Origin of the sequence: Capilliphycus salinus ALCB114379 (genome assembly GCF_047276495.1) — a bacterium.
In the GTDB taxonomy this organism is placed as follows: domain Bacteria; phylum Cyanobacteriota; class Cyanobacteriia; order Cyanobacteriales; family Microcoleaceae; genus Capilliphycus; species Capilliphycus salinus.
This window is the reverse complement of sequence record NZ_CP178543.1, coordinates 1,460,639-1,485,131: the sequence shown is the minus strand read 5'-3', so window position 1 is coordinate 1,485,131 and position 24,493 is coordinate 1,460,639. Positions and strand designations below refer to the sequence as shown.

Below are 24,493 nucleotides of genomic sequence, written 5' to 3'. Positions count from 1 at the left end.
GCTAATTACAAAAGCTAATGCAGAATTCGCTCAAACTGCCGTTGACGAGGAAAGCCGGACCACAGCGCCTTATCTTCCCCGTTCAATTGAGTTGTGGTCAGCTAGAGCGAGCCTACTCTCACAACAGCCCTTAATTTACCATTAGTCTCGCAAACAGAAGGTGTCTCATTTACCAAATCTATAGATTGTCTGGCTCGTTCATCTCGAACCCCGACCCCGTAACAAGTCAGACTGAAAGAGGGTTGAATTTCTGATTTTATAGCACAATTAGATTTCGGGTTTCGGTAAAATACGGATAAATTTAATAATTTGACCTGTTACCTCAATCCCAATAAAATATTCATCGAGAGTAAAGCGATAAAAAATCCGGCTGGAGTCCAACGGATGCAGTTCGGGTAAGTCGTATAAATTATCGAGTTGCTGGAATTGAACAAAGACAAAATCATACACCCGTTTATAAACTGGAGGGTCTAAACTGATTAAGTCTCTCAAGAAAGAGCGAGCATACCGCACGTCAAGATTCACAGAAATTTAGCAATCGCACATATTATTATAAGCCGGATCTTGATTATTACTCAAAGTTTCATCAGATAATCATTTGACAGCACCCGCATCGCTTCCTCGGTTGTGAAAGAGTCTCCGGGTTTTAAGGTTCTTTGAGCATATTGAATGGCTTTGAGCATATAAACATCATAATACAACTTGGTCAAAAGTTCCCAAGCCCGTTCTAACTCATCTTTTGGCATTTGGTCAACTAAATTGTGCAGTTGTTGGCGACGCGATCTCATTTTTTATTGTCCAATACGCAAGTCGATAGTGTACAAGACTATCCTAACTTTTATACTGCACAATTGTCTGAAACTGGGGTTAGTCAGTGTAACGTCGTTTGAAACGGGGATCTAAATAATGTCTTTTTTTCAGGTTACAACTTCGACATAGGGTTTGTAAATTGCTGATGTCGTTACTTCCTCCTTTGGCTAAGGGAATTATATGATCGATGGTTAATTCTGCTTCTAAATTAGTTTTTTTACAGCTTTGACAACAATAATTATCCCGTTCAAACACATATTTTCTAACGGGTTGGGGAATCATAATTCTCGGTGTTTTTTTGTTCATCTGTTTTTTACTCTGATCTGTAGGTTGGGTTGAACACAGTGAAACCCAACAAAAACTTATCACGCCATCTCATCATAGGCTGTTGGGTTTCGTTCCTCAACCCAACCTGTTGGGTTTCGTTCCTCAACCCAACCTACTACTGTTGGGTTTCGTTCCTCAACTGGGGGCGTATGCCATACGCCCCTACTTTTCATCGAATTAATTATCCAGCGTTTGACTTTCAATTAACTTTTGGCGCAAACTATCTAACGGTGACTTGGGTTCGGAAAGTTCGGGTTCATCGGGACAGAACTCAACAATAACTTTTAACCTGACTTTCCCCTTTTGCCATCCCGTTGAACCTGGTTTCAAGATTTCACATTCTTTACCCTTATTAAACCACTCTCCATTCGTACATTGCAGTTCATCAGAATGTTTTATTTCAGCCTTTTTAACTCCTGTATTTACTAAACAGGCAACAAACTGATTAGAAAGCTGTCTCGTTAAAACTGTGATAATTTTTTTCTTAAAACTGTTAACTTTATGAGTTTCCTCCTGAAAGGAAAAAACATCGTTCTCACTACAGTTTTGTAACGTAATATTATCTTCCATTTGACTCAATCTCCTAAACTCTTACATTATATATCACGCTCTGACCCCCACCAACCTCCCCAATCCCTCCGCCTGCGGCACCTCCCTTAGAAAGGGAGGAAGGAGGAGGCTATTGATTAAGTTTACCTTCACAAAGTTACCCCTGAAAGGAGGAGGCTATTGATTGATTTTACCCCCACCAACCTCCTAAAGATCCCCCCTCGCCCCCCTTAAAAAGGGGGGATTTGATACCTATTATGAGGCGATTAATTACCTCTTTTATTACTCCCCTCTCCATTAAATAATAGTCCCATAGGGACACCATTTCCCTCTCCTCGTAGGAGAGGGTAGGGAGAGGTGGAGAGGGGTTGGGAGAGAGGTTCTTTCATCTCGTAGGAAAGAGGTTGGGGGAGAGGTTCTTTAATCTCGTAGAAAAGAGGTTGGGGGAGAGGTAATTTAGTTAGAAAAATCCATCGAAATCAATCTATTTTCAGACGAAACCAATCCATTTTCAGACTCAGAAATTTCCGCGAACTTTTCTTGTAAACTCTCAGTCGGACTCACCTCAATCACCACAGGAGAAGTAAACAAATCCATCTCAGAAATATCCGGTAAAGTTTGGCGATCTAATTTCATCATTTCCAAACACTGATTAATCCCCTTCACCGCTTGATTATACGCCTCAATTTTTTGCTTCAATTCTACCTTTTGTTTCTCATTCGCTTCCAACTGTGCGGAGGCTTCTTTATCCAACGTTTTCGCCAAATGTTCGCAAGCTTTGTCATGCTGTTGCAAAATATAATTAGCCAGGGTGCGAGACGGTTCTAACAAATGATGAATCAGGGTTTTATTCACCGTTGGGCGATAAGTTCTGAGAATCGTTTCCCCAATTTTTGGGTCAAAATCAATCTTCAACAATTGACGAATAGCCGGTTCAGCTTTGACCATACTTTCATAGTCATAACCCCGACAAGCTTCTTGCAAAACTTGACGCAATTGAAACACCGAAACCGTACCTTCAGAATAAAATTCAGGACGTTCTCGAATATAGCGATCGCATTCGGTTTTAGACTCATTAACTAACGCCTGTTTCGCCAGTTCACACCAGCGTTCTAAATTCTGTTCAACACCGCTATCATTCCCCAACAAACGATACAATTTGCTGTAATAATCCGACTGACGAACCCGTTCCGAAAGTTGATAAAATAAATTATCCATCAACTCCTTAGACGCCTCGACTAAAACCGCTTCTAACTCATTGGCTAAGTAATAGAAAGCCTCGGCTAAAATTCCCATAATGGGGACTACAGCATTGCGTTTGTGGCTGGCTTGGGCGCGTTTATGAGTCTCACCCACAGAGAAGCTTCTAATTAACACATCTAAGCGACCTATCATCCGTCGCTGAAGCTTTTTAAAATCCTCCTCAAAAGATTGATTTTCATCGCTCGCAACGACCAAATTTAACTCTTTTTCGATGTGTTTACAAAATTCATCGCCAATTTCTTTTAGTTCTGTATTTAGTTGTCGTAATTGGTATTCTTTTAGGGCGTTTACCTCCCGAGGTTGGCTGTCTAAATCCCGCCAAGCTTTCAGATAAGATTCCCGCAAACTAATACAAAATGGCTGCAAATCATGCGCCAACACTTCAAACAACTGTGGGCGTTTTTCTTCCATTAAATATCGGGTCATTGCGTCGCGAAATTCTTCAACACCGCTATCTTTAATCAAATGTTCGAGAACCGAATTTCCCAAAGAATTGAGAATTGCGGTATATTTTTCGTTGGGACGATCTGCAACTAAAACCTGAGTTGGTATCGGAAACTTACTGGACGGTAAACGTCCCGAAACTAAACAATAACGGTTAAATTCATTCACAAACTGGGGTGTATTTTCAACTCCATTTTCGCTTTGTACATTCTCGGCGAAAATCGAATCTAATCCCCAACGATCCGACTGGTAGGTTCGGTGTTGAACTAAGTTGCTATAAAATCCGAGTAAACCGCTCGTTTTGTAAACCCGAGTTGTATCGCGAAATTGGGTTTTTATATGATAATCTAACCGAGATTTTAACTGGTCGTCAAACCAAGTTGCATCGATATAGTTGAACACGTAAAACACGCGATCGCGAATGGCGGCGCTGGCTTGCATTTTTTCGAGAAGTTCGGTTTCTTCTGTTGCTAATTCTCCCGTTGAAGCGGTTCGCAACACAAATACAACCGCAGAAGTTTCGGGGTTTTCAATTTTATCGTAAGCAATTTGAGCGTCTTTTTTAACGGGCGCATCAATTCCGGGCGTGTCAATAATTACGTTGCCATCTTTTAACAAAGAATGATAACAGTAATATTCAATTCGTTTGAGAACCGCACTGTTTTTACTTCGACGTGCATATTGCGCCGCTTCTTCGATGTTTTTAGCGTGAAACTGTTCCATCGAATAAGTTGCATTATTCAGGGTATGAATGCGCTCTCGGTTGGCTTCAAATCCTTCTAATAGTAACTCTAATGCTTTGGCTTGTTTGGCTCGTTCCGAACGCGCTTCGCCCCCTTCTATTTCTAAAATTGCTTGGGCTTGCTGTTGTAAATGTTTGACCGTTTCCGGCTGATTAATATTTCCAACTAACGGTAAACCTAACAATTCGCATAAGGTTTTTACCTGTTCGCGAATTTCAACTTCACTCAAAAATGTTAATACAACTCGTTCTTGATCTTGTTCTGCATAACGAATATAACATTCAGTTCCGGTGGCGTGTCCTTGGGCGCTGTAAAGCAATTTTCGCCCCAACAATGCGTTAATTAACATCGATTTTCCCGCACTAAAAGCACCCGCAAAAACAATTTCAAAGGTGGGAGAAATCACTTTATCGAGGGCGCCGCGTACCCCGCTAACGTCCTGCTGTCGCAGTGTGGGTTCGCTGTGTAGCAGTTGGAGTATACTTTCAACCTGTTCTTGCAAATTTTGGGACTGGGGGATAAACTGATTCACGATCGCAAGCTCCTGGTGTGTTAATATGAGCGACTGTTCTCTCCGTGTGAGTTTGGCGGGGAGAAGTAATCTATATAACATTGTTACCCCCAGATCGCGATCGTGAAAACCGAGTTTTCCGGGTTTTCTGATGTATTCCTAAACACTCAAGAAAACTTAGAACGTGCTAGATTTTACTGAGTTGTCTTGTTTTTATTGAATTGAATCACAAACTTCGCGATCGCTTGCACTTAAGTCAGGATTATGCTGAAGATAATTTTTCACCCAAGCACAACCTTGACGTAACAGTTGATCTCGATCCAAAACTTGTGGTATATTCCAAAGAACAACAGTATGATCGTCACTCGCCGACGCCAATGTTAACCCATTGGAACTAAAAGCAACTTTGCGAACCGGGTCGCTGTGAGTCTTCAGGGTGGAAAGCAAAACCCCTTGAACGCTCCAGAGTTGAACCGTTCCATCCTGAGTTGCAGACGCGATCAAACCCTCAGGACTAAACGCCACCCCCCAAACTTCCACATCATGTTTGATTGTGGTTCTTAAACTGCCGTCAAGATTCCAGAGTTTCACGGTTTTGTCTTGGCTGGCGCTCGCCAAGATTTGACCATCGGCGCTAAACGCCAGGCTTTTCACGCCTCCCTGATGGTCTTGGACGGTTGCCAACAACACCCCTTGATGATTCCAAATTTTAACGGTTCCATCCCGACTCCCTGCGGCTAGAGTCTGGCCATCGGGACTAAACGCCACATCCCAAACCTGACTGTTAAAACCGTCAAGGGTTTTTAAGACGGTCGCCTTTCCGTTGGGTTGGAGTTTCCAGAGTTTCACCGTTTTATCGGAACTCGCCGAAGCCATCAAACCCTCGGGACCGAAAGCAACGGCGTAAACTAAATCTTTGTGGTCGGTCAGAGTTTGGCGCAGGGTTCCATCCCCATTCCAGAGTTTAATGGTTCTATCCCAACTCGCCGAAGCAATGGTTTGACCGTCGGGACTAAACGCCACCCCGCTCACCTCAGCCGTATGACCGGACAGGGTTGAACGTAAAGAGTCGTCTCGGTTCCAGAGTTTCACGATTTTGTCACGACTCGCCGAAGCAACGGTCTGACCGTCGGGACTAAAAGCAACCCCCCAAACCTCTTCGTCGGAGACTTTCAACGGCGTTAACAGGCTGTTGTGAAGCTGCCAAAGTCGCACGGTTTTATCGCCGCTCGCCGAGACTAACTTTTGACCATCGGGACTAAATGCCACCTTCCAGACTTCATTATTATGTCCGCTGAGGGTTTTTTGCAAGCTTCCCTCGCGGTTCCACAGTTTCACGGTTTGGTCGGCGCTGGTCGAAGCAATGGTCTGACCATCAGGACTAAATGCCACTGCATACACTTGATTATCATGCCCGGTGAGGGTTTTTTGCAAGCTTCCGTCGCGGTTCCACAGTTTCACGGTACCGTCCAAACTCGCGGAGGCGACCGTCTGGCTGTCGGGACTGAAGGCGACCCCAAACACGCCCCCCCTATGACCGTTGAGGGTGGTTTGTAAAACGGGGGTTTGGGGGGTTTTCAGGTTCCAAAGTTTCAGGGTGTTGTCTTCGCTGGCGGATGCTAAGGTTTGACCGTCGGGACTAAAGGCGACACTGCGAACCGGCTTTTGATGACCTTTTATTGTTGTGATTAATGTTCCATCCAGATTCCACAATTTTACCGTTTTGTCTCGGCTAGATGAAGCAATAATTTGACCGTTTGGGCTAAAAGCGACCCCATAAACTTCGGCATTATGTGCTTTAATTGTTGTTCTTAAACTGCCGTCAAGATTCCACAATTTTACCGTTTTATCTTGACTCGCCGAAGCAATAGTTTGACCGTCCGGGCTAAAAGCAACAGCATAAACGTCGCTATCGTGGGCGTTAATTGTTCTTCGTAAACTGCCGTCAAGATTCCACAATTTAATGGTTTTATCGGAGCTTACCGAAGCAATGGTTTGACCGTCTGGACTCAGCGCCACTTGCCAAACCCAATCTTGATGTCCGACCAAACGGTTCGATTCTATTATACCATAAAGCACTTGATGAAATACCTGTTCAACTCGATTTTTGAGATCGGGATTTGAGCGGGTTAATTGTTTTAATTTGTTCTCCGCTTGTAGGGCGGCTAACAGCGCATCTAATTGATTATTAGAGGTAAATAAAGATTCGGAAGATTGAGTAATGGCTGTGATTTCATTGGTGAGCGCTTTTTGCCACTGTCCGACCGCAACCGTTGCCAAACTGACCGCTATTACTAAACCGCCACTGAGTCCGGAAAGAGTAAGGTTTCGGCGACGTTTTTTCTGTTTAATTTCATTATCGCGTAAAGTAATACTTTTTTCGATAAAAGATTTATCGTTTGAACTTAATTCTTGGGGGTGTTTTTCCCGCCAATATTCGGCATCCGCTAACAGTCTTCCTCGCAATAACGCCCCGGCATCATAATCGCTTTTTTCCCACTGATGAAACAGGTGACGTAATTGTTCCTGCCAGTAACGAAATTCTCCGTCGGTTTTGAGCCACTGTTGGAGTCTTTTCCAATTTTTAATTAGGGCTTCGTGGACGATTTCAACGGTTTTTTCTCCGCTACTTTCGTTGCAGTTGGTCACGACTAAACGGGCGGAGGCGAGGTGGCTAACAATATCCCAATTTTCGGGATAAATTTCATCCTGAGTGGCAATTCTACGGCTAAAATCGGTTCCGTCTCCCGGTTTAACCAACTGTAAAAACACTCGTTGGGTTCTTTCTTTATCGGCGAGATTGAGTTCTTCGTATATCCCGTCTGCGTGGCGGGCGAGCGCTTTTTCTACGCCTCCAATTTCTTCATAAACTTGGTGGGTTAACCAGCCTTGTTGTTGTTTTGACCAAAGTTCGGTGAGGGCAAATTCTAATAGGGGTAAACGTCCGGCTTCTAAGGTGGCTGCAATCAGTTTTTCTGTGAGTCCCCGTTGCAGGTTAACTTGCATTTTTTGGGCGGGTTTTTCGATAGCGGTTTGCAATTCTTCTCGACTCATCGGACCGAGGTTATAAACGGCACCTTGCAAAGCGTCACTTAAGGGTCGATAGGATAAAGCGTGGCTGTAAAAATCCGCCCGCAATGTTAAAATGATATGAAAGCGGGGGACGAGATTAATTGCCGTTAATAATCCGTCTAAAAAAGCCAGACGTTCTTCTTCGTTCGTTTGGGTGTAGAGTTCTTCAAATTGATCGATAATTAGGGCAATTCGTCGGGGGGGAAAGTTTTGTAGATAGCGATAGAGACTTTCGGCTAAAGCGTGTTTATCTTGCTTGAGTTCAATCGCCAATTCGAGTTCGACTAAACGGGGGTTAATGGGTGCATTTTGCGGGGGATTTTCTGCGGATTTTTCCTCAAATTCCCGAATCAATGCAATCGATAACGCTTCGATGGGATTTGAACCCGGACGAATGGAAATAATTTGCCACTGTTGAGTTTTGTCTTGGCGAAGTTGAGGCACCAAACCCGCAAAGACAACGCTTGATTTTCCGCTTCCACTGGCGCCAACAACCGCAACTAAGGGATTATTTTGAACGGCATTGACTAAGGTTTGAGTAAAAGTTTCTCGCCCAAAAAAGAAGTCGGCATCTGCTTCGCTAAAGGCAAATAAACCCCGGTAAGGACAGGGCGGACTTCCCCCCAATTCTAACCAGGTTGGCGCCGCCACAGACGGATTTTGACAGATAATCGGTAAACCGGAGGCGCCGGGAAATTCATCTTCGAGGGTTTGTAATTGAAAACGGGCTTGTTGAACCGAGCGATAAAAAGAGAGTCGTTGAATGGCAAAGGTTTCTAAAAAATGCCTTAAAAATTCCTGGGCGACGTAATTCGGGACGGGTTCGCGCATCACAATTACCGTCGGAATATGCAAATGTTCTAAGGCTTTGGCGAGTCCCAAACCGTCGCAGGAATTGAAAATTGCCAGTTTTAAACCGTTAAAAATCGCCTGTTGCAAGTCCGTTGAAAGTTCTTCTAAAGTGAGGCTATTGTCTCGGGGATGGTCGTTAAGATAAATGCGTCCGGTTTGGCTTTGGGTTTGGCTGTGACCCGCAAAAAATAGGATATCCCAACCCCGACTATCGGCTAAATAGGTTTCAAATTCTTGACGGCTTGGATTGATTAAAAATTGCGGTTCTGCATCGCTTAGATTTTGCAACATTTTCCGCTCGGTGCTTAAATCAATTCCCCGACTATTTCCAAAAACAGCTAAGATTCTAACGGCGGTTTTTGTCGGTTTGACTTGGGAAGATTGAGGGATGCGATATTCGGGTTGACTGAGGGCGAGTTCGGCGAGGGGATAATCTTGCAGAAATTCCCAATTTTGCCAGGGAAGGCGTCGTAAAATTTCGTCGGGAGTTTCAAGAATGACTCGAATTTCTTGGGTGAAGTCTAGATGAGAACGAAGCTGTTTTTCGAGGTGGGAAAAAGAGTCGGATTTCAGCCAAGAATTCAGTTGGGTTTGAAATTGATGATTTAAGTCTTCAAAACTGACTTGGGAAACGTTTGTTACTCCTCCGAGTTCGATTTCAAAATCATCATCATCTTCATCGCTGAGGGAAAGCAAAGCGTAACGCTGACACAGACTTTGATAAACGATTTTCCAGCTTTGGTAGAGTTCAATTAAGGCGGGTTCGGGCGGTAAACTGGCAACGAATTGAGCTAAAACAGAAGAGGCTTGATTACGAATTTGGACACAAACACGCGGAAAACCAACTTGTAAATTTCCCATCCCCAACGACAACACAACGACTCGGCTGAGTTCAGAGTTCAAATTCTTCTCTAATTCCGGTATCATTCCAACTGACCTCTATACTAAATTGTTTTCCAGATTTTCCTTTAAAAGGATTGAGTTGGATGTAATTGTCGCGGCTGCGGGAGGTGACTTCTTGGTATATTTTACCTTCTTTTGAGAGTAAAGTCAATTGCACCCCGGGCGGCAAATATTCATCTTCTACTGTGGGGTGAAGCTGCACCAATACCCGGCGTTTTTCCTCGGCTTCTGCGGCGACTGTTACCAACATGATAAATCGCCGATGATTTAATTTCATCCCCAAGTTAATTAGTTTTCCCCGCCGAATTTCTTCGGAGACACAGCGGGTATTAAAAGCCAAACTAAGTTCGGGAGAAACTAAGGCTTCTAACGGTTGCCAAGCAGACTCGAAGATATTTTTAAACCAATCCGAAATTTTGGCGATATTTTGTTGGAAATTTGCCTGAGAATCGGGAACAACTTCCGGGGAGGTTGTGATGATTTCCGACTGTAAAAATTTACAGTAAAATAGCAGGTGATTGGGTTCAATATCAAATTCGTCTAAGGGAATTAAATAATCCGTCTGCGATGAACGATAACGACAATTCTGAGTTAACGTTAAAAGTTTTTGTTGTGAAATAGCCCCTTGGAAAATGATTTCTTCTTCTTCTTCCATCACTTCAGCTAACACATAAAAATCCGCCAAACGTTCCGGTTGTACGAACAGATTTTGGGGGAAAGAAACCGCTTCATCCAATACCTGTTCAACCGCAATCACACCAATTTTGAATTTTCCAAACTGAAAACTGCCGATTTCTTCTCGGCTAGAATCGAGATTTTGATCAATTTGTCCCGAAGATAACCGTTCATTAAACCAGCGTTCTAAACCTAACAATGCCAAAGCATTTAAGTAAGTTTGCCATTGTTTGTCTTCCTCAATTACAGGATTACTAACAGCCATCGCCCGTTCAAAGTCTTCGGCTTCCAGCAGGATTGCTTCTGATAATGTGAATCGGAAATCTTTTGTAGCATTTTGATTTTCAAGCATGACAAACTCCAATTAGCTAGATAATTTGACTGAGATAAGCTCGTAGATATTGAGCATAAATGCTCTTGAAAGAACGGTTTTTTCCGGTTCGCATTTCTTCCGTTGCCGCCCGAAAAACTTCTTGATCTGCAAAGGCTTCAACCGCCTGTATTAGTAAGTTTAAATAGTCGGCTTTGGGGGGGAGAGAAGTTAAACCCATTTTGTGGGCTTTATTTAAGACTTTTTCCAGAAGATTTTCAACCGTAATGGTTCGGATTTTGCTTAAAAGTTCACCGGGATTTAAAATTCTTCTGGCTTGATCCCAACTGCTCATTTCCAATACCGGAGCGATGTCTTTGAGCGACATTCCTTCTACATAGTACAGTCGCAAACCCGGAATAAATTCAGAAGCTTTTTCCGCATATTTTCGACTCTTTTTGAGTTTTTGAATCTTCTGCTGAACTTCTTGCCGAATGGCTTCGGTTAAAATCGCTCTGAGTTGCTGGTGTAAGAACTCCAGGAGTTCCTGCTGCTCAATTTCAACTTGCGGTTCATATTCCTGCCGAATATCAGAGCGAATTTCATATTGTTCCTTCTCACTATTATAGACTTCTAGAGGTTGTCTGTTGCTCCAAACTTCATATTTTCTCAGTTGTTTTGCAACTTGTTTAAGATCTTTTAACAGTTGAGCTTCGCTGCTAATGATTACCTCACTTTCTTGAAGTTTACTAATCATTTCTTGCAGTTGCTTAGAACCGGGATCAGGACACTTTTTTGCTCCTTTTGCTTGTTGACGGCGATCGCGACGGTAGACTCCATGAAACACTTCGACTAAAAGGCGATCGCGAGTTGAAAGTTGTTCGAGTTGTGCCGATCTGGTTCGATTTAACAGCGCCCAATCACTAATTTTTTGAAATCCGTAGTCGGATAAAAAGTTTTTCAGTTCCGGGTGCTGTTTTGTTTTAAAATAAACCCAGTTTTTCAGGCTCATATTGTTGCCGGAATCAGCCCGAAAAGTTTGTAAAATTTCCACCGAGAAAAACGGATAATTATTCAAACAAAGACTTCCGTCTTCCTGCAAAATTAATTGAGTTTTCTCGTCGGAGTCGAAGACAATCAAACTTTGACCATCATCAGTCAAAACAAAAGGTAATAAATCTCGATAGCTAAAACTTGTTCCTCCTGCAAATAAACGTTCAATCCTTTGACAAGCTCTCAAAATCGGTTCGGAAACCGCACAGCGCAAACACAGTCCTGCTAAAGCGCGAGTTTCTAAATCAATTTGGGAATTTTGAGCTTTAAAATAACTCAAAAGTAGAGTTTCAAAAGGCTCTTTTCCTGAGGGAGAATGTTCAGATTTAATCAGTTGTTGTTCCAAAAATTCCTGTGCTAGTGTAATCCCATCAGTTTGATATCCCGCCGTGTCACTAGCTGGATGAATTCGGAACATCTTCCAATATCTCGACAAGACACCCATAAACACGGGATTTTTATTATATAGACTCATGGAGGTAGATGTTGGGCGGTGTTGATGTAAATAAGATGCTGTCACACCCCGGCTTCTTAAATCAGGCATAACTTGATGTTTCCCACAACAAAAGGAGTACAAAGCGAATTCAAATGTATAAGCTTCACTCACCTCCTGTCTGCTTTTAGACTGCATTTTATCTATAGATATCAGCCATTTGAACTGATGCAGTTGAGCAACACTTGTGAGGAGACACCCGGTAAGTTATGCTGGGAGTGATGAAAACGAGGAGCTATTTCTTGAGGTCAACCACTGCATTAGCTCCGACTCTAAACCTCTACTGAGCAAACAACAGAAAGGTTAAACTTTCTGCGAAAACTCAGTGCATCCTACCGTCGGATGACAAGGAGATTGAGATATGAATATTTTATCGTCAATTCCCTCTTTTCTGACGCTGCATTTTCCGCCCGTACAGAAAACTTCTGAAACCGACTCCTCAAAAACTTTTCCTGTTGAGTCCCCTCAGAAAATAGATCGGAAAATTAGCCAAAGCCAACCGGATTTTCAAGTTCCCGTTGACCTCGACCCTCAAAATCTCTATCATCCTCGATTTCTACCCGATTTTGCGAGTGACAATTTCAACTATTTGAGTAGTCATCCAGCCATTAAACCCCGCTTAAATTAATCTCAATTTCTGCGGTTCCCAATCCATAATACTCAAAAAAATTGAATATACGAGCATTTGACGATCCATCCTCTAAGCTTGATCAAGCTGTTTGATTAGAGCCAAAATATCCGGCTTTAATCATTCGGCTTTTTCTAGCAAATTCGACGGTTCAACCTCTCCCAAACCTCGAATATTATCAGCGGTTTTCTTAATGATACTCGCCGTAGGTACAGCCAAAAGTAAACCCAAAACCCCGGCAACTTTGACGCCCGTTAATAAAGAAACAATCACCAAAGCCGGGTTCAGTCCGGTAATTCCCCCAATTAAACGGGGGGCGATTACATTCTCATTAATTTGACCAATAATCAACGCCGTCACCAACACTTTAAGACCTAAAAATACATTGTGTAAAGCCAGTAACGTACTAATCACTAAAATGGCAAAGGTTCCCCCAAACGGAATCAAACTCGATAAACCAATCCCAAACCCAAACAACAACCAAAAAGGAATTTTTAGAATTAAAAAAGCCAGGGATAAAGCCACACTGAAAATTAACGCTAAAATCGCTTGTCCGGCGTAGTAGCCGCGAAAGGTTTGTTGAGCCGTTAACTCAATTTGACGGCTCAATTCACTGGGGAGCCAGCTTAAAATTCCGTCCCAAAGTTTCTCGCCATTGAGAACCAAAAGAATCGTGAGTACAACCGTTACAATCAGATTTAAAGCACTATTAATCGTGTTTAACGTTAAGTCAATAATCTCAGCCGTCAGAGCCTTAAACGTCCGGGTAACTTGACTGCTAATCTGAGCCGTTAAATCGCTAATATCCATCGGTAAATATTGCAAAACCGTCTGTTCATCGAGAGTATCCAATTGTTTTCGTCCTTCCTCCAGCCAAGCCGGTAAACGATTGACAAATTCAAGCAATTGTTGAAAAACTAAAGGACTTAAAACAAACACCAAAAGTCCTAATAAAACCAAAGCCAGCAAAATCACCCCGGTAATCGCAATTTCTCGCGGCACCCCTCGCTGTTCTAAAACAACAATCGGATATTCGAGTAAAAATGCAATCAAACTGGCGGTTAATACAATCCCGGGAATCGGTTGCAAATACTTAAACAACAACAGCAAAAACCAAGCATTTAAAAACAACAACGGAAAAGCCAGCCCGATATAAAACCAACGAGGTAATTTTTGAGTTGAATTCATAGACCTGTAAAAACAGAGGGTACTGAATTGATATCTTAATGGTTCTTTTAACTGTTTTCTCGCCTATTTTGATTTTTAACACCGATACCGTCAAAAATTGCCTCCCAATCCCATCGCCCAACTCCCCGTGCTACAATAGCCTTCGAGATTAGGGACGGGTTCTCGTTTCTGCTTTGAGTAGAAATTGATTGTTCTGTTTGATCGGAGTCAGCTTGAGATCCGAAATCTCTCTACAGTCTCAATGTGATGCAACTTTGGAGATTATGTATGTCCATTTATGTTGGTAATCTCGCTTACGAGGTAACAGAAGAAGACTTGAAATCAGTATTTGTCGAATACGGTTCCGTGCAGCGCATTAGTATCCCCACCGACCGCGAAACGGGTCGCCCCCGAGGTTTCGCGTTTGTGGAAATGGGTTCGGACTCCGAAGAAGAAGCCGCTATCGAAGTCTTGGACGGCGCTGAATGGATGGGTCGCGACTTAAAGGTGAATAAAGCCAAACCTCGGGAAAATAAGAATTCTTTCGGGGGGAATCGTCGGCGCGATCGCTATTCCAATGATTATTAAGCTTTAAAGTCTCAATTTTAACCGAATTCCCAAGTTCATCAAATTGCAGGGCAGGGAATCGATTCTGTCCTGTTTTTATTCAATCTTTTTTAAGTTTTTTCTAAACTCAGGGCATATTTTTATCTTGAAAGATTAAAATTGTAAGTCCAAATTACTGTGAATTTTGGGAAATTTTATAGCCATGAACGTTTTACTCATTTATCCCGTATTTCCGAAAACTTTTTGGTCTTACGATAAAATTTTGGAGTTGGTTGATCGCCAAGTCTTACTTCCTCCTTTGGGACTCATTACCGTAGCCGCAATTTTACCTCAAAATTGGAATTTTACCCTGGTTGATCGCAATATTCGTGCCGCAACTGAGGCGGAATGGGAAAGCGCCGATCTGGTGATTTTCTCGGCGATGATCGTTCAAAAAATGGATTTAATCGCTCAAATTAAAGAAGCAAAAAAACGGCAAAAATTAGTAGCCGTCGGCGGTCCTTATCCCACGTCAGTACCCGAAGAAGTTGTCCAAGCCGGGGCGGATTTTCTGATATTAGATGAGGGAGAAATTACACTTCCTTTGTTTGTAGATGCTTTGCAAAAAGGCGAAACTTCGGGAATCTTTCGCGCCTCAGAAAAACCCGATATTACGATCACCCCAATTCCTCGTTATGATTTATTAGAACTCGATGCTTATGATTCGATGTCCGTTCAATTTTCCCGAGGATGTCCTTTTCAATGCGAATTTTGTGATATTATAACCCTCTACGGTCGCAAACCTCGCACCAAAACACCCGCCCAATTATTAACAGAATTGGATCTTCTCTACGAACTGGGTTGGCGTCGGGGAATCTTCTTGGTTGATGATAACTTTATCGGCAACAAACGCAACGTTAAACTGTTGTTAAAAGACCTGCAAGTTTGGCAAGCCCAACATCAATATCCCTTTCGATTTAATACCGAGGCTTCTATCGATTTAGCCGCCGATTCCGAATTGATGGATTTGATGGTAAAATGTAACTTTGATGCGGTATTTTTGGGAATAGAAACCCCCGACGAAGCCAGCTTAAAACTGACGAAAAAATATCAAAATACTCGCAGTTCTTTGAGCGATTCTATCGATAAAATTATGCGCGTGGGATTGCGACCAATGGCCGGATTTATTATTGGGTTTGATGGGGAAAAAAAAGGGGCGGGTGAACGCATTGTTGAGTTTGTTGAACAAGCCGCCATTCCCACTGCAATGTTTGGAATGTTGCAAGCCTTACCCAATACCGCCCTTTGGAACCGTTTAGAAACAGAAAACCGTTTGCTTTTAGATTCCAAACAAGACATCAATCAAACCAGTTTGATGAACTTTCTTCCCACCCGTCCCATAGAAGAAATTGCCCAAGAATATATTACCGCATTTTGGACACTCTACGAACCCGAACGGTATTTAGATCGGGTTTATCGCTGTTTCTTAAAACTCGCTCCCTCTCCCTGCAAAGCCCCCTTTAAAACTCCAGAATTAGCCGATTTAAAAGCCTTGGCAATTGTGATTTGGCGACAGGGCTTTAAACGTCGGACTCGGTGGAAATTTTGGCATCATTTATTTGGCATTTTCAAACACAATCCCGGAGTTTGGGAACATTATCTCACCCTTTGCGCCCACAACGAACATTTCCTCGAATATCGCCAAGCCGTTCGCGAACAAATTGAAGCTCAACTCGCCGAATTTATCGCCCTAAAAACCGCCCAACTCGATCAACCTGAGAACACCGAACCGGATTTTTCTCAGCCGGAAACCGCCTTAAGTTCACTTCCTTAAGCGTGAAAATTCCTCTCAATTTGTGATATATTTTTATATCTCTATTGGGAAAAAATCCGTCAATACACCCCCGACGGTCGCCAAAAAAATAATTTATTCTTAATGGAGTAGATTATCGTTTTCAAGTCTGGCATAATGGGTTGATAGTGATATGATATCCGACTAATCGATAATTGTGATGTAGGGGCGGGTTCGACAATATCTTTACGATTACTCAAAGATTGAGATAAACCCGCCCCGCCCCAGAACAGGCATTAATCAACCGGATATCATATGATTTGATCGTTAACAGCCCCCTAAACGGAGAGTTCAGTCTTGGGTGTAGAATTACGCAGTTATGTCTATCTAGACAATTTACAATCTCAACACGCCGCCTATATTGGAACAGTGGCGCTCGGATTTTTGCCCCTACCTGGGGACGCTTCTTTATGGATTGAAATTTCACCGGGAATTGAAATTAATCGCATTACCGATGTTGCACTCAAATCAACCTCCGTTCGTCCGGGTGTTCTATTCGTTGAACGCCTCTATGGACTATTAGAAATTCATTCCAGTCGTCAGGGCGATACCGTCACCGCAGGACGGGCAATTTTAGATGCTTTGGGTGTCCAAGAACGCGACCGCCTAAAACCTCGAATTGTCTCCAGTCAAATTATTCGTAATATTGATCCCCACCAGGCTCAATTAATTAACAGAAATCGTCGGGGACAGCTTTTGCTTTCCAGTCAAACCCTGTATGTTCTCGAAGTGGAACCCGCCGCCTATGCCGCTTTAGCCGCCAATGAAGCCGAAAAAGCCGCTTTAATTAATATCCTGCAAGTTCAAGCGGTGGGGAGTTTTGGACGGCTTTATCTCGGAGGGGAAGAACGGGATATTTTGGCGGGTTCTCAAGCCGCTTTAGAAGCCCTAGAAAACGTTTCGGGTCGTTCTAGGAATACCCCAAAAAATGAGGAATAATTTTTTTGAAAATAGAGGACATTGAACTCTATTTTTTTCTGCCAATTTTCACAAATTTATATGGTTAACGTCGAACATCTTGCCCTATTAAAACGAGATCTAAATCTTTGGAAAGCTTGGAGAAACAGCCATCCCGACATCGAACCGGAGTTAAATGAAGCCAACCTCACCGGTGTTAATCTCACGGGAATTGATTTCAAATTCGCTCATCTCAAAAGCGCGAATCTTACTCAAACTCAACTTATTGGCGCTTGTTTGTCTCAGGCCAATCTGACCCGTGCAAATTTACATCAAGCCCAACTTCAAAACGCAGATTTTCACCGGGCTGACCTAACCGGAACTAACCTCAGTTATGCCAATTTAATCGGCGTTAATTTGAGCGAAGCTAACTTAATTAGTGCTAATTTGAGCTATACTAATTTACAAGATGCCGATTTGAGTGGCGGAAATTTAATTAGTAGCAATCTCACCTATGCTAACCTCAAACAAGCCGATTTAAGTGGCGCTCAGTTGAGACGTGCTAACCTCAGAAAAGCCTGTTTACATTCGGCTACGGTTTGCGATGCTAATCTCAACAATGCCAACCTTCATCAAGCCGAATTAATTGCTGCTTATCTCTACCGGACTAACTTCTACAAAACCAATTTGATGGATGCTCATTTAAACGGGTCTTATCTATTTCATGCTAATTTAATTGAAGCGAATTTAATTCGAGCCGATTTTCGATTTGGCAACCTCACTAAAGCTAATCTTTATCACGCCGATGCTAGAGGCGCCAATTTTCGGGGTGCAAATTTGACACAAGCCAATCTAGAAGGGGTAGACTTGAGTTATGCTAACCTGAGAGGAGCGAATCTATATAAAGCCAATTTGGAAGGTGCAAATCTCACTCATGTAGATTTGAGAGAAACTGAACTTGAGGGTGCAATTAATTATGCCAGGGATAAACCTTAAGTCGCCTAACTTCCCTTAGTAGGGTGGGTGACAATTAATAAGTTAGTGATGAAAACCCCAAATTTATTGATGTCACCCACCCTACCGAGTTACAATTAGGAGTAGGCGGTGACAATTTACAGGTTAATCATTAAAAATATCCGGTTTTCATGTCACCCACCCAACCGAGTTACAATTAGGAGTAGGCGGTGACAATTGACAAGTTAATCATTAAAAAGTCCGGTTTTCATGTCACCCACCCAACCGAGTTACAATTAGGAGTAGGAAATGACAATTTACAGGTTAATCATTAAAAAGTCCGGTTTTCATGTCACCCACCCAACCGAGTTACAATTAGGAGTAGGAAATGACAATTTACAGGTTAATCATTAAAAATATCCGGTTTTGATTTCACCCACCTGATAGAGTAAGTATAATTCTTTTTAGTTAGATAACAACAATTGTTCAGAAGCTTTTTATTTTTAGATTTGATTTCAAGATGATCAGCCAAAACCTATTGAAAACACTCTCTAAAAGTCTGAGTTCAACTGTACTCACTTTTACCCTCGTTCTCAACTTTCCCGTCTGGAGTCAAGAAGCCAGAGAGGAAATTTATAACCCATCTAATTCTCCCCAACAGCTTGCATTAACCCCCACCGATATTAATAAAATTGCCAGTGAAATTACCGTGAGAATTGAGGGGCCGAGAGGCGGATCAGGGGTAATCATTGAAAAACAACAAAACACCTATTATATTCTTACCAATTGGCACGTTGTTAGTCAAGCGGGGGATTACGAAATTGTGACCCCCGACGGTCAACGTCATCAGGTTTATTATAGTCTAATTCGTCAACTTCCCGGACTCGATCTTGCTGTCGTTCCCTTTCAAACTTCCCAACGTTATCCCCTCGCTAAATTAACCAATACAGCAAGTGTAAATGAGGGAAGCGTGGTTTATGTTGCCGGATGGCCCCGTTCGGCGAGTACCCTGGGAAATCGATTATTTTTGAGTACAAAAGGAACCGTAGAATATCGACAGGAACCTCGCCAAGGATATACTTTAGTATACAACAATTTAGTCAGAAGTGGAATGAGTGGCGGCCCGGTGTTAAATGAAGCCGGAGAGGTAATCGGAATTAATGGCATTGTTCAGTTGGGCGTTAACCCCGATCAAATTGTCTCAGCCGGCATCGAAATTAAGGAATTTTTAGCATGGCGACAGGCGACAACGTTACCCACAGTTCCCGAACGTTTGGTTGCCGAACCCCCTTCTCCTCCGCCTCAAAGCGCCCCAAATTTACCTCCGGCTACTCCACCAGTAAATACCAGTATTTCTAATTCCAATCAAACCTACGCTTTGGCGACCAGTTTAGAGGAAAAATCCGGGGAGATTCTTTCTGTAGAAATTGTACCCCCTTACGCGATTACTGGCAATAGTAACGGCAGCATTTCCGTTTGGAATTTAGGTACGGGTGGACTGCGGAAAACCTGGCAAGGTCACAACAGTTCAATTAATGGAATTGACGTCAGTCCCAACGGTCAAATTTTAGCCACAGCCAGCGATGATGGCAGTATCAAACTGTGGGATTTAACCACCGCAATCAATACCGAGACTTTGCCATTATTACACAGTTTAAACGAACATTCCAACGCCGTTTTATCAGTAGAATTTACTCCCGATGGTCGCAAGCTAGCCAGCGGAAGTTGGGATAATATGATTATGATTTGGGATGTACAAACCGGAGAATTATTAAATACCCTGGTCGGACATCAACAACTGGTCAGCGCTATTGCCATTAGTCCCGATGGAAAAATTTTAGCTAGTGGAAGTAAAGACAATACGATTAAAATTTGGAATCTCGAAACCGGAGAATTAATTCACTCTTTAAAAGGTCATTCCCTCCCGGTTTTATCCCTGGCAATTAGTCCCGATGGAAAAATTTTAGCCAGTGGCAGTGCAGATGGTACAATTGCTTTATGGGAACTCCAAACCGCTCAACCGATTCGTCGGATCGGCGGTCATACCGATGGAGTTTGGTCAGTGGTGATCAGTGCAGATAATCGCACTTTGGTTAGCGGAAGTTGGGATAGAACCGTTAAACTTTGGAATCTGGAAACCGGTCAATTAAAAGGGAATTTAACCGGTCATTCTAGCTATGTTAATACGGTGGATATCAGTCCCGATGGAGAAACTATCGTTAGCGGGGGTTGGGATGGTCAGGTGAAAATTTGGAAAAAACCTTAATTGATTTTTAACCTAATTTTCCAAATCAATTCAATTCCAAATCAATTCAATTCCAAATCAATTCAATTCGGATTAACAATTCTTTAGGAAGCCTATATACAAGTTATACGGTCTGGGATAAACAGTTGTTTATATTGCGAGTAGAATGGTAATGTACTTGAGGTAAGATGAGTACAAGCTTTCTCACGGTTAGGAGATTCGAGACAAAATGGGTGTTATAAACGAGCTAGTCAAAAAAACGCTCGATGCGGGTTATCTAACTTTAGAAACAGAAAAACAGTTAAGAAACCTTCTACAAACCACCAAATATGGTCGAGAAGATTTTGAAGCTTTTATTAAACTCCAAAATGCAGCCATTGATGGTTTAGTAAAGCAAGAATCTCGGGAAATACTGCGAATGGCTCGATCTTAATCAGAAGTTTTTCTCTAGCAATCTTGTTCGGTTTTTCCGCTGATTTAAAGAAAGCACAAAGCATCTTTATTTTGCGGACAAACCTGAGATTCAACCGGATTTCCAAACAGATAAACCTCCGTTAAATTGGGTAACGTTCTCAGGGGTGTGACGTTAGACACTCGATTTCCATTGAGATTCAATTCAGAAAGTTGAGTTAAAGGCTTTAGAGGACCCACATCAGAAATCTGATTAGAACTGAGATTGAGTTCAGTCAAATTTGTTAAACTCGATAGAGGATCAATATCCGAAATTTGATTTCCTGGGATCGATAACTCAGTCAAATTCCTCAAATCCGATAAAGGCTTTAAATCGGAAATCTGGTTAAAACCGAGATAAAGAAGTTTGAGATTGGTTAAACTAGAAAGTGGACTAATATCCGAGATTTTGTTGTTTTGCAGCACCAACTGATTCAACCCCGACATCGAAGCAAGCGGTTTGAGATCCGAAACCTGATTTCCCGCCAGATATAAAATTTTTAACTCCGGTAAACCCGTTAAAGGAGTTAAATCTGTGATATTATTTTGATGGAGAATGAGCCGATTCAGTTTGGTAAAACCGGAAAGAGGTCTAAGATCGGAAATCCCCCGGGCGGTTAGATTCAGACTGGAAGCAAACGCTAGAAACACCTCGGCATCCCGACAATTTTGAGTTCCAGCTTTAACTAATAACACCTCTATCGTTTTTTGAGTTTCTGGGGAAAGACTGTCTTTCGCCCCGCACCACTCTGCAAAACTGTTAAAAGAATCAGACTGAGCAACAGTAGAAACTTGCACCGTTCCCCAACTCAAAATAACACTCAAACTCCCCAAAACAACCGAGCCAAAAACCGTTCTTACACCCCGGAAAACTCGAACCCAATGGTTTTGCAACATTATTTCAAACACCACACCTTGAATTCAATTTACAGCTTTTATTCTTGGTAAATTTACCGCTTGCTATTCTACCATCAGAGTTCTCAAAGCAAACCCCAATTTCCCTCAAACCCCACAACCGATATCATCCAACATTTGCCAGTGTTTCTGAACCGACGTCAGCGTATTGGCGGCAATCATCCCGCTGGCCGCCACCGCAGGCAAACCAATCCCCGGAAACGTTGAATCTCCGCAGCATAGCAGCCCCGCCAACGGCGTTTGAGGGCCGGGAAAGGTTCCCTGTCCGGCAGGAATTGCAGGGCCGTAGGAGCCTCTGTGACGGCGCAAAAAGCGCTCGTGGGTGAGGGGAGTCCCCACCAACGTGACCTCGCACCGCGATCGCACATCGGGAATCACCCGTTCCAAAGCCTGCCACATCGCCTCCGCCCGTTCTTCCTTGAGTTGGGCATATTCCGGGCTGCGACGATCCAACCCCTCCCAGATGTCATAGGGTTCGTTTCCGGGCGTATAAACATGAATAACGTGTTTTCCGGGCGGCGCCAGAGAAGGATCTAAAACCGTCGGAATAGACATGACAATCAAATTCAGAGGCGAAGTAATTCCCTGATCCCAGTCATTCACCGTAATATAGTGACAGGCGAGATCCTCCGGTAAACCCGTCCCGTCAATGCCCAGATGCAGGTGCATGAAACTCTCACATTCGGGAGTCTGCGATCGCGCTTTAACAAACTCCTGCGGTAAAGCCCCCAACGGAATCAACTTCAGCGTATCCCAAACCGAAGCCGCAGAGATCACCGCCAAAGACGCTTTAATTTCCTCGCCGCCCCGCAAACGCACGCCCACCGCCCGATTATTTTCCACCAAAACCTGTTCGACATGGGCGCCGAGTTTGAGATCGCCCCCGTGCTTTTTCAGTCCCCGGACCATCGCCTCAATCAAAGCCGCACTGCCGCCTACGGGATAATCTAACACCACCTCCGGTCTGTACCACTCCGCAAACATAAACGCCACTTCCGCCGCACTGGTGCCGCTCGCAGGCAGTCCAGATAACAAAAAACAGAGCATATCCAACCAGTTGCGGATAAAGGGATCGGTAATCACCTCATCCATGATCGGGCCGAATGATCCCGTCAGTTTAGAAGCGTAGGGAACACTTTGCAATAAAGGCAGGGCAAACCGACCCAAAGTCAACACTGCACCCAAATCATAGCGCATGGCTGCCATCGGTAAAGCGATCGCCGCATCTTTTAGCGGGGCCATCACCCGCTGAAGTTCCCGCCACTGTCTCACGGCTTCCGGCCCCCGCAAGCGCGTTAAGACCTCACAAAACTGATCCGCCCCCACCGAGGTATCAAAATCACCTTCGGGTAAACGACAGCCCCAGACGTCGTAGGTTTTCCAAGAAATATCCTCGCCGATCGCATCGAGAACTTGTTTTAACGGGTTCGTCGAGGGACTGTAGGACATCCCCGAATACAAAGACGGCCCGGAGTCGAAGATATAGCCGTTGCGTTCAAAGCCGTGCGCCGCCCCACCCGGTATGGTATGACTTTCACAAACCGTCACCGCCACCCCGTAACGGGCGAGTATTGCCGCACAGCTTAAACCGCCGATTCCACTCCCGATGACGACGACTTCTGTTGTTTGAGTTCCAGGAGATGTTTGATCGATCACGTTGGATGGCCTCACAATAAAAGTTAGGAGTTGAAAAGATATCTCAGACCTGAGTTTAACCCGAGTTGGGTTTTGATTACTTTAGCTGGTCGAGGAACTTATTTAAACCGGCAAACGTTGAGACATAGGTAATGGTGGGGCTATCATAACCCTTGAGATGAACGGTATGCTGTTCAAAGGTATTGTCTGAATGTAACTGAGAGAGGTATTTGTAGGTAGTTTCGCCCAAAGCGATATCCATCCCCAGTTGTTTGGTCGAAGATTCCAGTCGAAACGCCGCGTTTACCGTATCTCCCAAGGCCGTATAATCGGAATTGCCGCTTCCGCCCGTATTTCCGACCATTGCATAGCCGGTATTCAGTCCCGCACCCACCCGCAACGGGAAGGGCAGAGGATAGGCGTTGCTGATGGCTTCCGTCGTCTGGTGTAAGGCTCTCAAAGCATTACAAATTTGTAGCATTTCTTGGGAACTCACCCCCTGCGCCCCATGAAACCAAACCACCATAATGGCGTCGCCAATGTATTTGTCTACCCAGGTGCCGTGTTGACGGACAATATCGCCGGCTTCGCGGAACCAGCGCCCCATCACTTCCGAGAGTAAGCGTTCATCTAGCTGTCGCGTTAATACTGTGAAGTCTCGGATATCCATGACCATCACCGAGATTAAACGGCGCACCGTCAGCGTGGCGGTGAAGTCTTCCGACTCCGGTTCCGGTTCGTCAACTTCGGGTCGGTTCGATGGACAGTGAAACTCGATCTCCGTTTGACCAAAGATAATTCGATCGCCATCTTCCAACGTTACCGGAATGGTTGCTCGGCGACCGTTTACAAAGGAACCATTGCGACTTCCGAGGTCGATTAAATAAAACTCGCCGCTTTCCATACGTTGGAAAATCGCATGATTACGAGATATCCATCGATCGCGGATCACAAAATTGTTGTCATCGCTGCGGCCCAATGTCCAATAGTTTTTACCAACAAGTGGCAAATACTTTTTGCCACCTTCACTAAGAATCAATAGGTGAGGAGTGTGTTGCAATTTCACAACAGATTGACAAAAGACACTGGGTTTTTGGAGATTGGAAGGCGCGATCGTTTATTATCTCGCCCAACAAAAGTTTATAACACCCAACCTGAACTTGGGAGATTCTTCAGCGTCGCCCTGATCGATTCTATTT

Annotated in this window: 19 protein-coding genes; 7 read left to right on the top strand and 12 right to left on the bottom strand. The window is 43.6% G+C overall.

What is annotated here, in order from left to right; translation table 11 throughout:
* Positions 1 to 267: 267 nt before the first annotated feature.
* From ACL6C3_RS06105 to ACL6C3_RS06070, 8 genes are all read right to left on the bottom strand, one after another.
* A complete protein-coding gene (locus ACL6C3_RS06105; RefSeq protein WP_413166220.1) occupies positions 268 to 525 on the bottom strand; it encodes a cytotoxic translational repressor of toxin-antitoxin stability system in 258 nt (85 codons plus the stop codon).
* Positions 526 to 575: 50 nt separating this feature from the next.
* Positions 576 to 788 carry a hypothetical protein gene (locus ACL6C3_RS06100; protein WP_413166219.1) on the bottom strand — a complete coding sequence of 71 codons (213 nt, stop codon included), beginning with the start codon at positions 786 to 788 and terminating at the stop codon, positions 576 to 578.
* A 79-nt stretch (positions 789 to 867) separates the two neighbouring features.
* Positions 868 to 1,116: an HNH endonuclease gene (locus ACL6C3_RS06095; protein WP_413166218.1), complete on the bottom strand. Its 249-nt coding sequence runs from the start codon at positions 1,114 to 1,116 to the stop codon at positions 868 to 870.
* A gap of 198 nt (positions 1,117 to 1,314) precedes the next feature.
* Positions 1,315 to 1,707 (bottom strand): KGK domain-containing protein, encoded by a 393-nt coding sequence (locus ACL6C3_RS06090; protein ID WP_413166217.1) that lies wholly within the window; start codon positions 1,705 to 1,707, stop codon positions 1,315 to 1,317.
* Between the two features lie 435 nt (positions 1,708 to 2,142).
* On the bottom strand, positions 2,143 to 4,668 hold the full coding sequence (locus tag ACL6C3_RS06085; protein ID WP_413166216.1) for a dynamin family protein: 2,526 nt from the start codon (positions 4,666 to 4,668) through the stop codon (positions 2,143 to 2,145).
* Positions 4,669 to 4,860: 192 nt separating this feature from the next.
* Positions 4,861 to 9,498, bottom strand: a complete 4,638-nt coding sequence (locus ACL6C3_RS06080; RefSeq protein WP_413166215.1) for a CHAT domain-containing protein — start codon at positions 9,496 to 9,498, stop codon at positions 4,861 to 4,863.
* Positions 9,464 to 10,501, bottom strand: a complete 1,038-nt coding sequence (locus ACL6C3_RS06075) for a DUF1822 family protein (RefSeq protein ID WP_413166214.1) — start codon at positions 10,499 to 10,501, stop codon at positions 9,464 to 9,466. Before ACL6C3_RS06075 ends, ACL6C3_RS06080 begins: the two co-directional genes overlap by 35 nt.
* Positions 10,502 to 10,517: 16 nt before the next feature.
* Positions 10,518 to 12,056, bottom strand: coding sequence for a hypothetical protein (locus tag ACL6C3_RS06070; protein WP_413166213.1), 1,539 nt, complete (start codon positions 12,054 to 12,056; stop codon positions 10,518 to 10,520).
* A gap of 310 nt (positions 12,057 to 12,366) precedes the next feature.
* Here ACL6C3_RS06070 and ACL6C3_RS06065 point away from each other — a divergent pair, with 310 nt between their 5' ends.
* On the top strand, positions 12,367 to 12,633 hold the full coding sequence (locus ACL6C3_RS06065) for a hypothetical protein (RefSeq protein WP_413166212.1): 267 nt from the start codon (positions 12,367 to 12,369) through the stop codon (positions 12,631 to 12,633).
* Between the two features lie 120 nt (positions 12,634 to 12,753).
* Here ACL6C3_RS06065 and ACL6C3_RS06060 read toward each other — a convergent pair whose 3' ends face one another.
* Positions 12,754 to 13,821, bottom strand: coding sequence for an AI-2E family transporter (locus tag ACL6C3_RS06060; RefSeq protein ID WP_413166211.1), 1,068 nt, complete (start codon positions 13,819 to 13,821; stop codon positions 12,754 to 12,756).
* Positions 13,822 to 14,088: 267 nt separating this feature from the next.
* Here ACL6C3_RS06060 and ACL6C3_RS06055 point away from each other — a divergent pair, with 267 nt between their 5' ends.
* The 6 genes from ACL6C3_RS06055 (at position 14,089) to ACL6C3_RS06030 (ending at position 20,727) form a co-directional block, all read left to right on the top strand.
* Positions 14,089 to 14,388 (top strand): RNA recognition motif domain-containing protein, encoded by a 300-nt coding sequence (locus ACL6C3_RS06055; RefSeq protein ID WP_413166210.1) that lies wholly within the window; start codon positions 14,089 to 14,091, stop codon positions 14,386 to 14,388.
* Between the two features lie 181 nt (positions 14,389 to 14,569).
* Positions 14,570 to 16,180 (top strand): B12-binding domain-containing radical SAM protein, encoded by a 1,611-nt coding sequence (locus tag ACL6C3_RS06050; RefSeq protein ID WP_413166208.1) that lies wholly within the window; start codon positions 14,570 to 14,572, stop codon positions 16,178 to 16,180.
* 315 nt (positions 16,181 to 16,495) lie between these two features.
* The gene (locus ACL6C3_RS06045) at positions 16,496 to 17,137 is read left to right on the top strand and encodes a hypothetical protein (RefSeq protein WP_413166207.1); all 642 of its coding nucleotides are present in this window, start codon (positions 16,496 to 16,498) and stop codon (positions 17,135 to 17,137) included.
* 60 nt (positions 17,138 to 17,197) lie between these two features.
* Positions 17,198 to 18,091, top strand: a complete 894-nt coding sequence (locus ACL6C3_RS06040; RefSeq protein ID WP_413166205.1) for a pentapeptide repeat-containing protein — start codon at positions 17,198 to 17,200, stop codon at positions 18,089 to 18,091.
* Positions 18,092 to 18,569: 478 nt separating this feature from the next.
* Positions 18,570 to 20,315: a trypsin-like peptidase domain-containing protein gene (locus ACL6C3_RS06035; protein WP_413166204.1), complete on the top strand. Its 1,746-nt coding sequence runs from the start codon at positions 18,570 to 18,572 to the stop codon at positions 20,313 to 20,315.
* A 208-nt stretch (positions 20,316 to 20,523) separates the two neighbouring features.
* Positions 20,524 to 20,727, top strand: a complete 204-nt coding sequence (locus ACL6C3_RS06030) for a hypothetical protein (protein ID WP_413166202.1) — start codon at positions 20,524 to 20,526, stop codon at positions 20,725 to 20,727.
* 44 nt (positions 20,728 to 20,771) lie between these two features.
* Here ACL6C3_RS06030 and ACL6C3_RS06025 read toward each other — a convergent pair whose 3' ends face one another.
* The 3 genes from ACL6C3_RS06025 to ACL6C3_RS06015 all read right to left on the bottom strand — a co-directional run bounded on the left by ACL6C3_RS06025 (position 20,772) and on the right by ACL6C3_RS06015 (position 24,303).
* On the bottom strand, positions 20,772 to 21,641 hold the full coding sequence (locus ACL6C3_RS06025; protein ID WP_413166200.1) for a leucine-rich repeat domain-containing protein: 870 nt from the start codon (positions 21,639 to 21,641) through the stop codon (positions 20,772 to 20,774).
* Positions 21,642 to 21,746: 105 nt separating this feature from the next.
* Positions 21,747 to 23,315 carry a phytoene desaturase family protein gene (locus ACL6C3_RS06020; protein ID WP_413166199.1) on the bottom strand — a complete coding sequence of 523 codons (1,569 nt, stop codon included), beginning with the start codon at positions 23,313 to 23,315 and terminating at the stop codon, positions 21,747 to 21,749.
* 76 nt (positions 23,316 to 23,391) lie between these two features.
* On the bottom strand, positions 23,392 to 24,303 hold the full coding sequence (locus tag ACL6C3_RS06015; protein ID WP_413166197.1) for an FHA domain-containing protein: 912 nt from the start codon (positions 24,301 to 24,303) through the stop codon (positions 23,392 to 23,394).
* Positions 24,304 to 24,493: the final 190 nt, after the last annotated feature.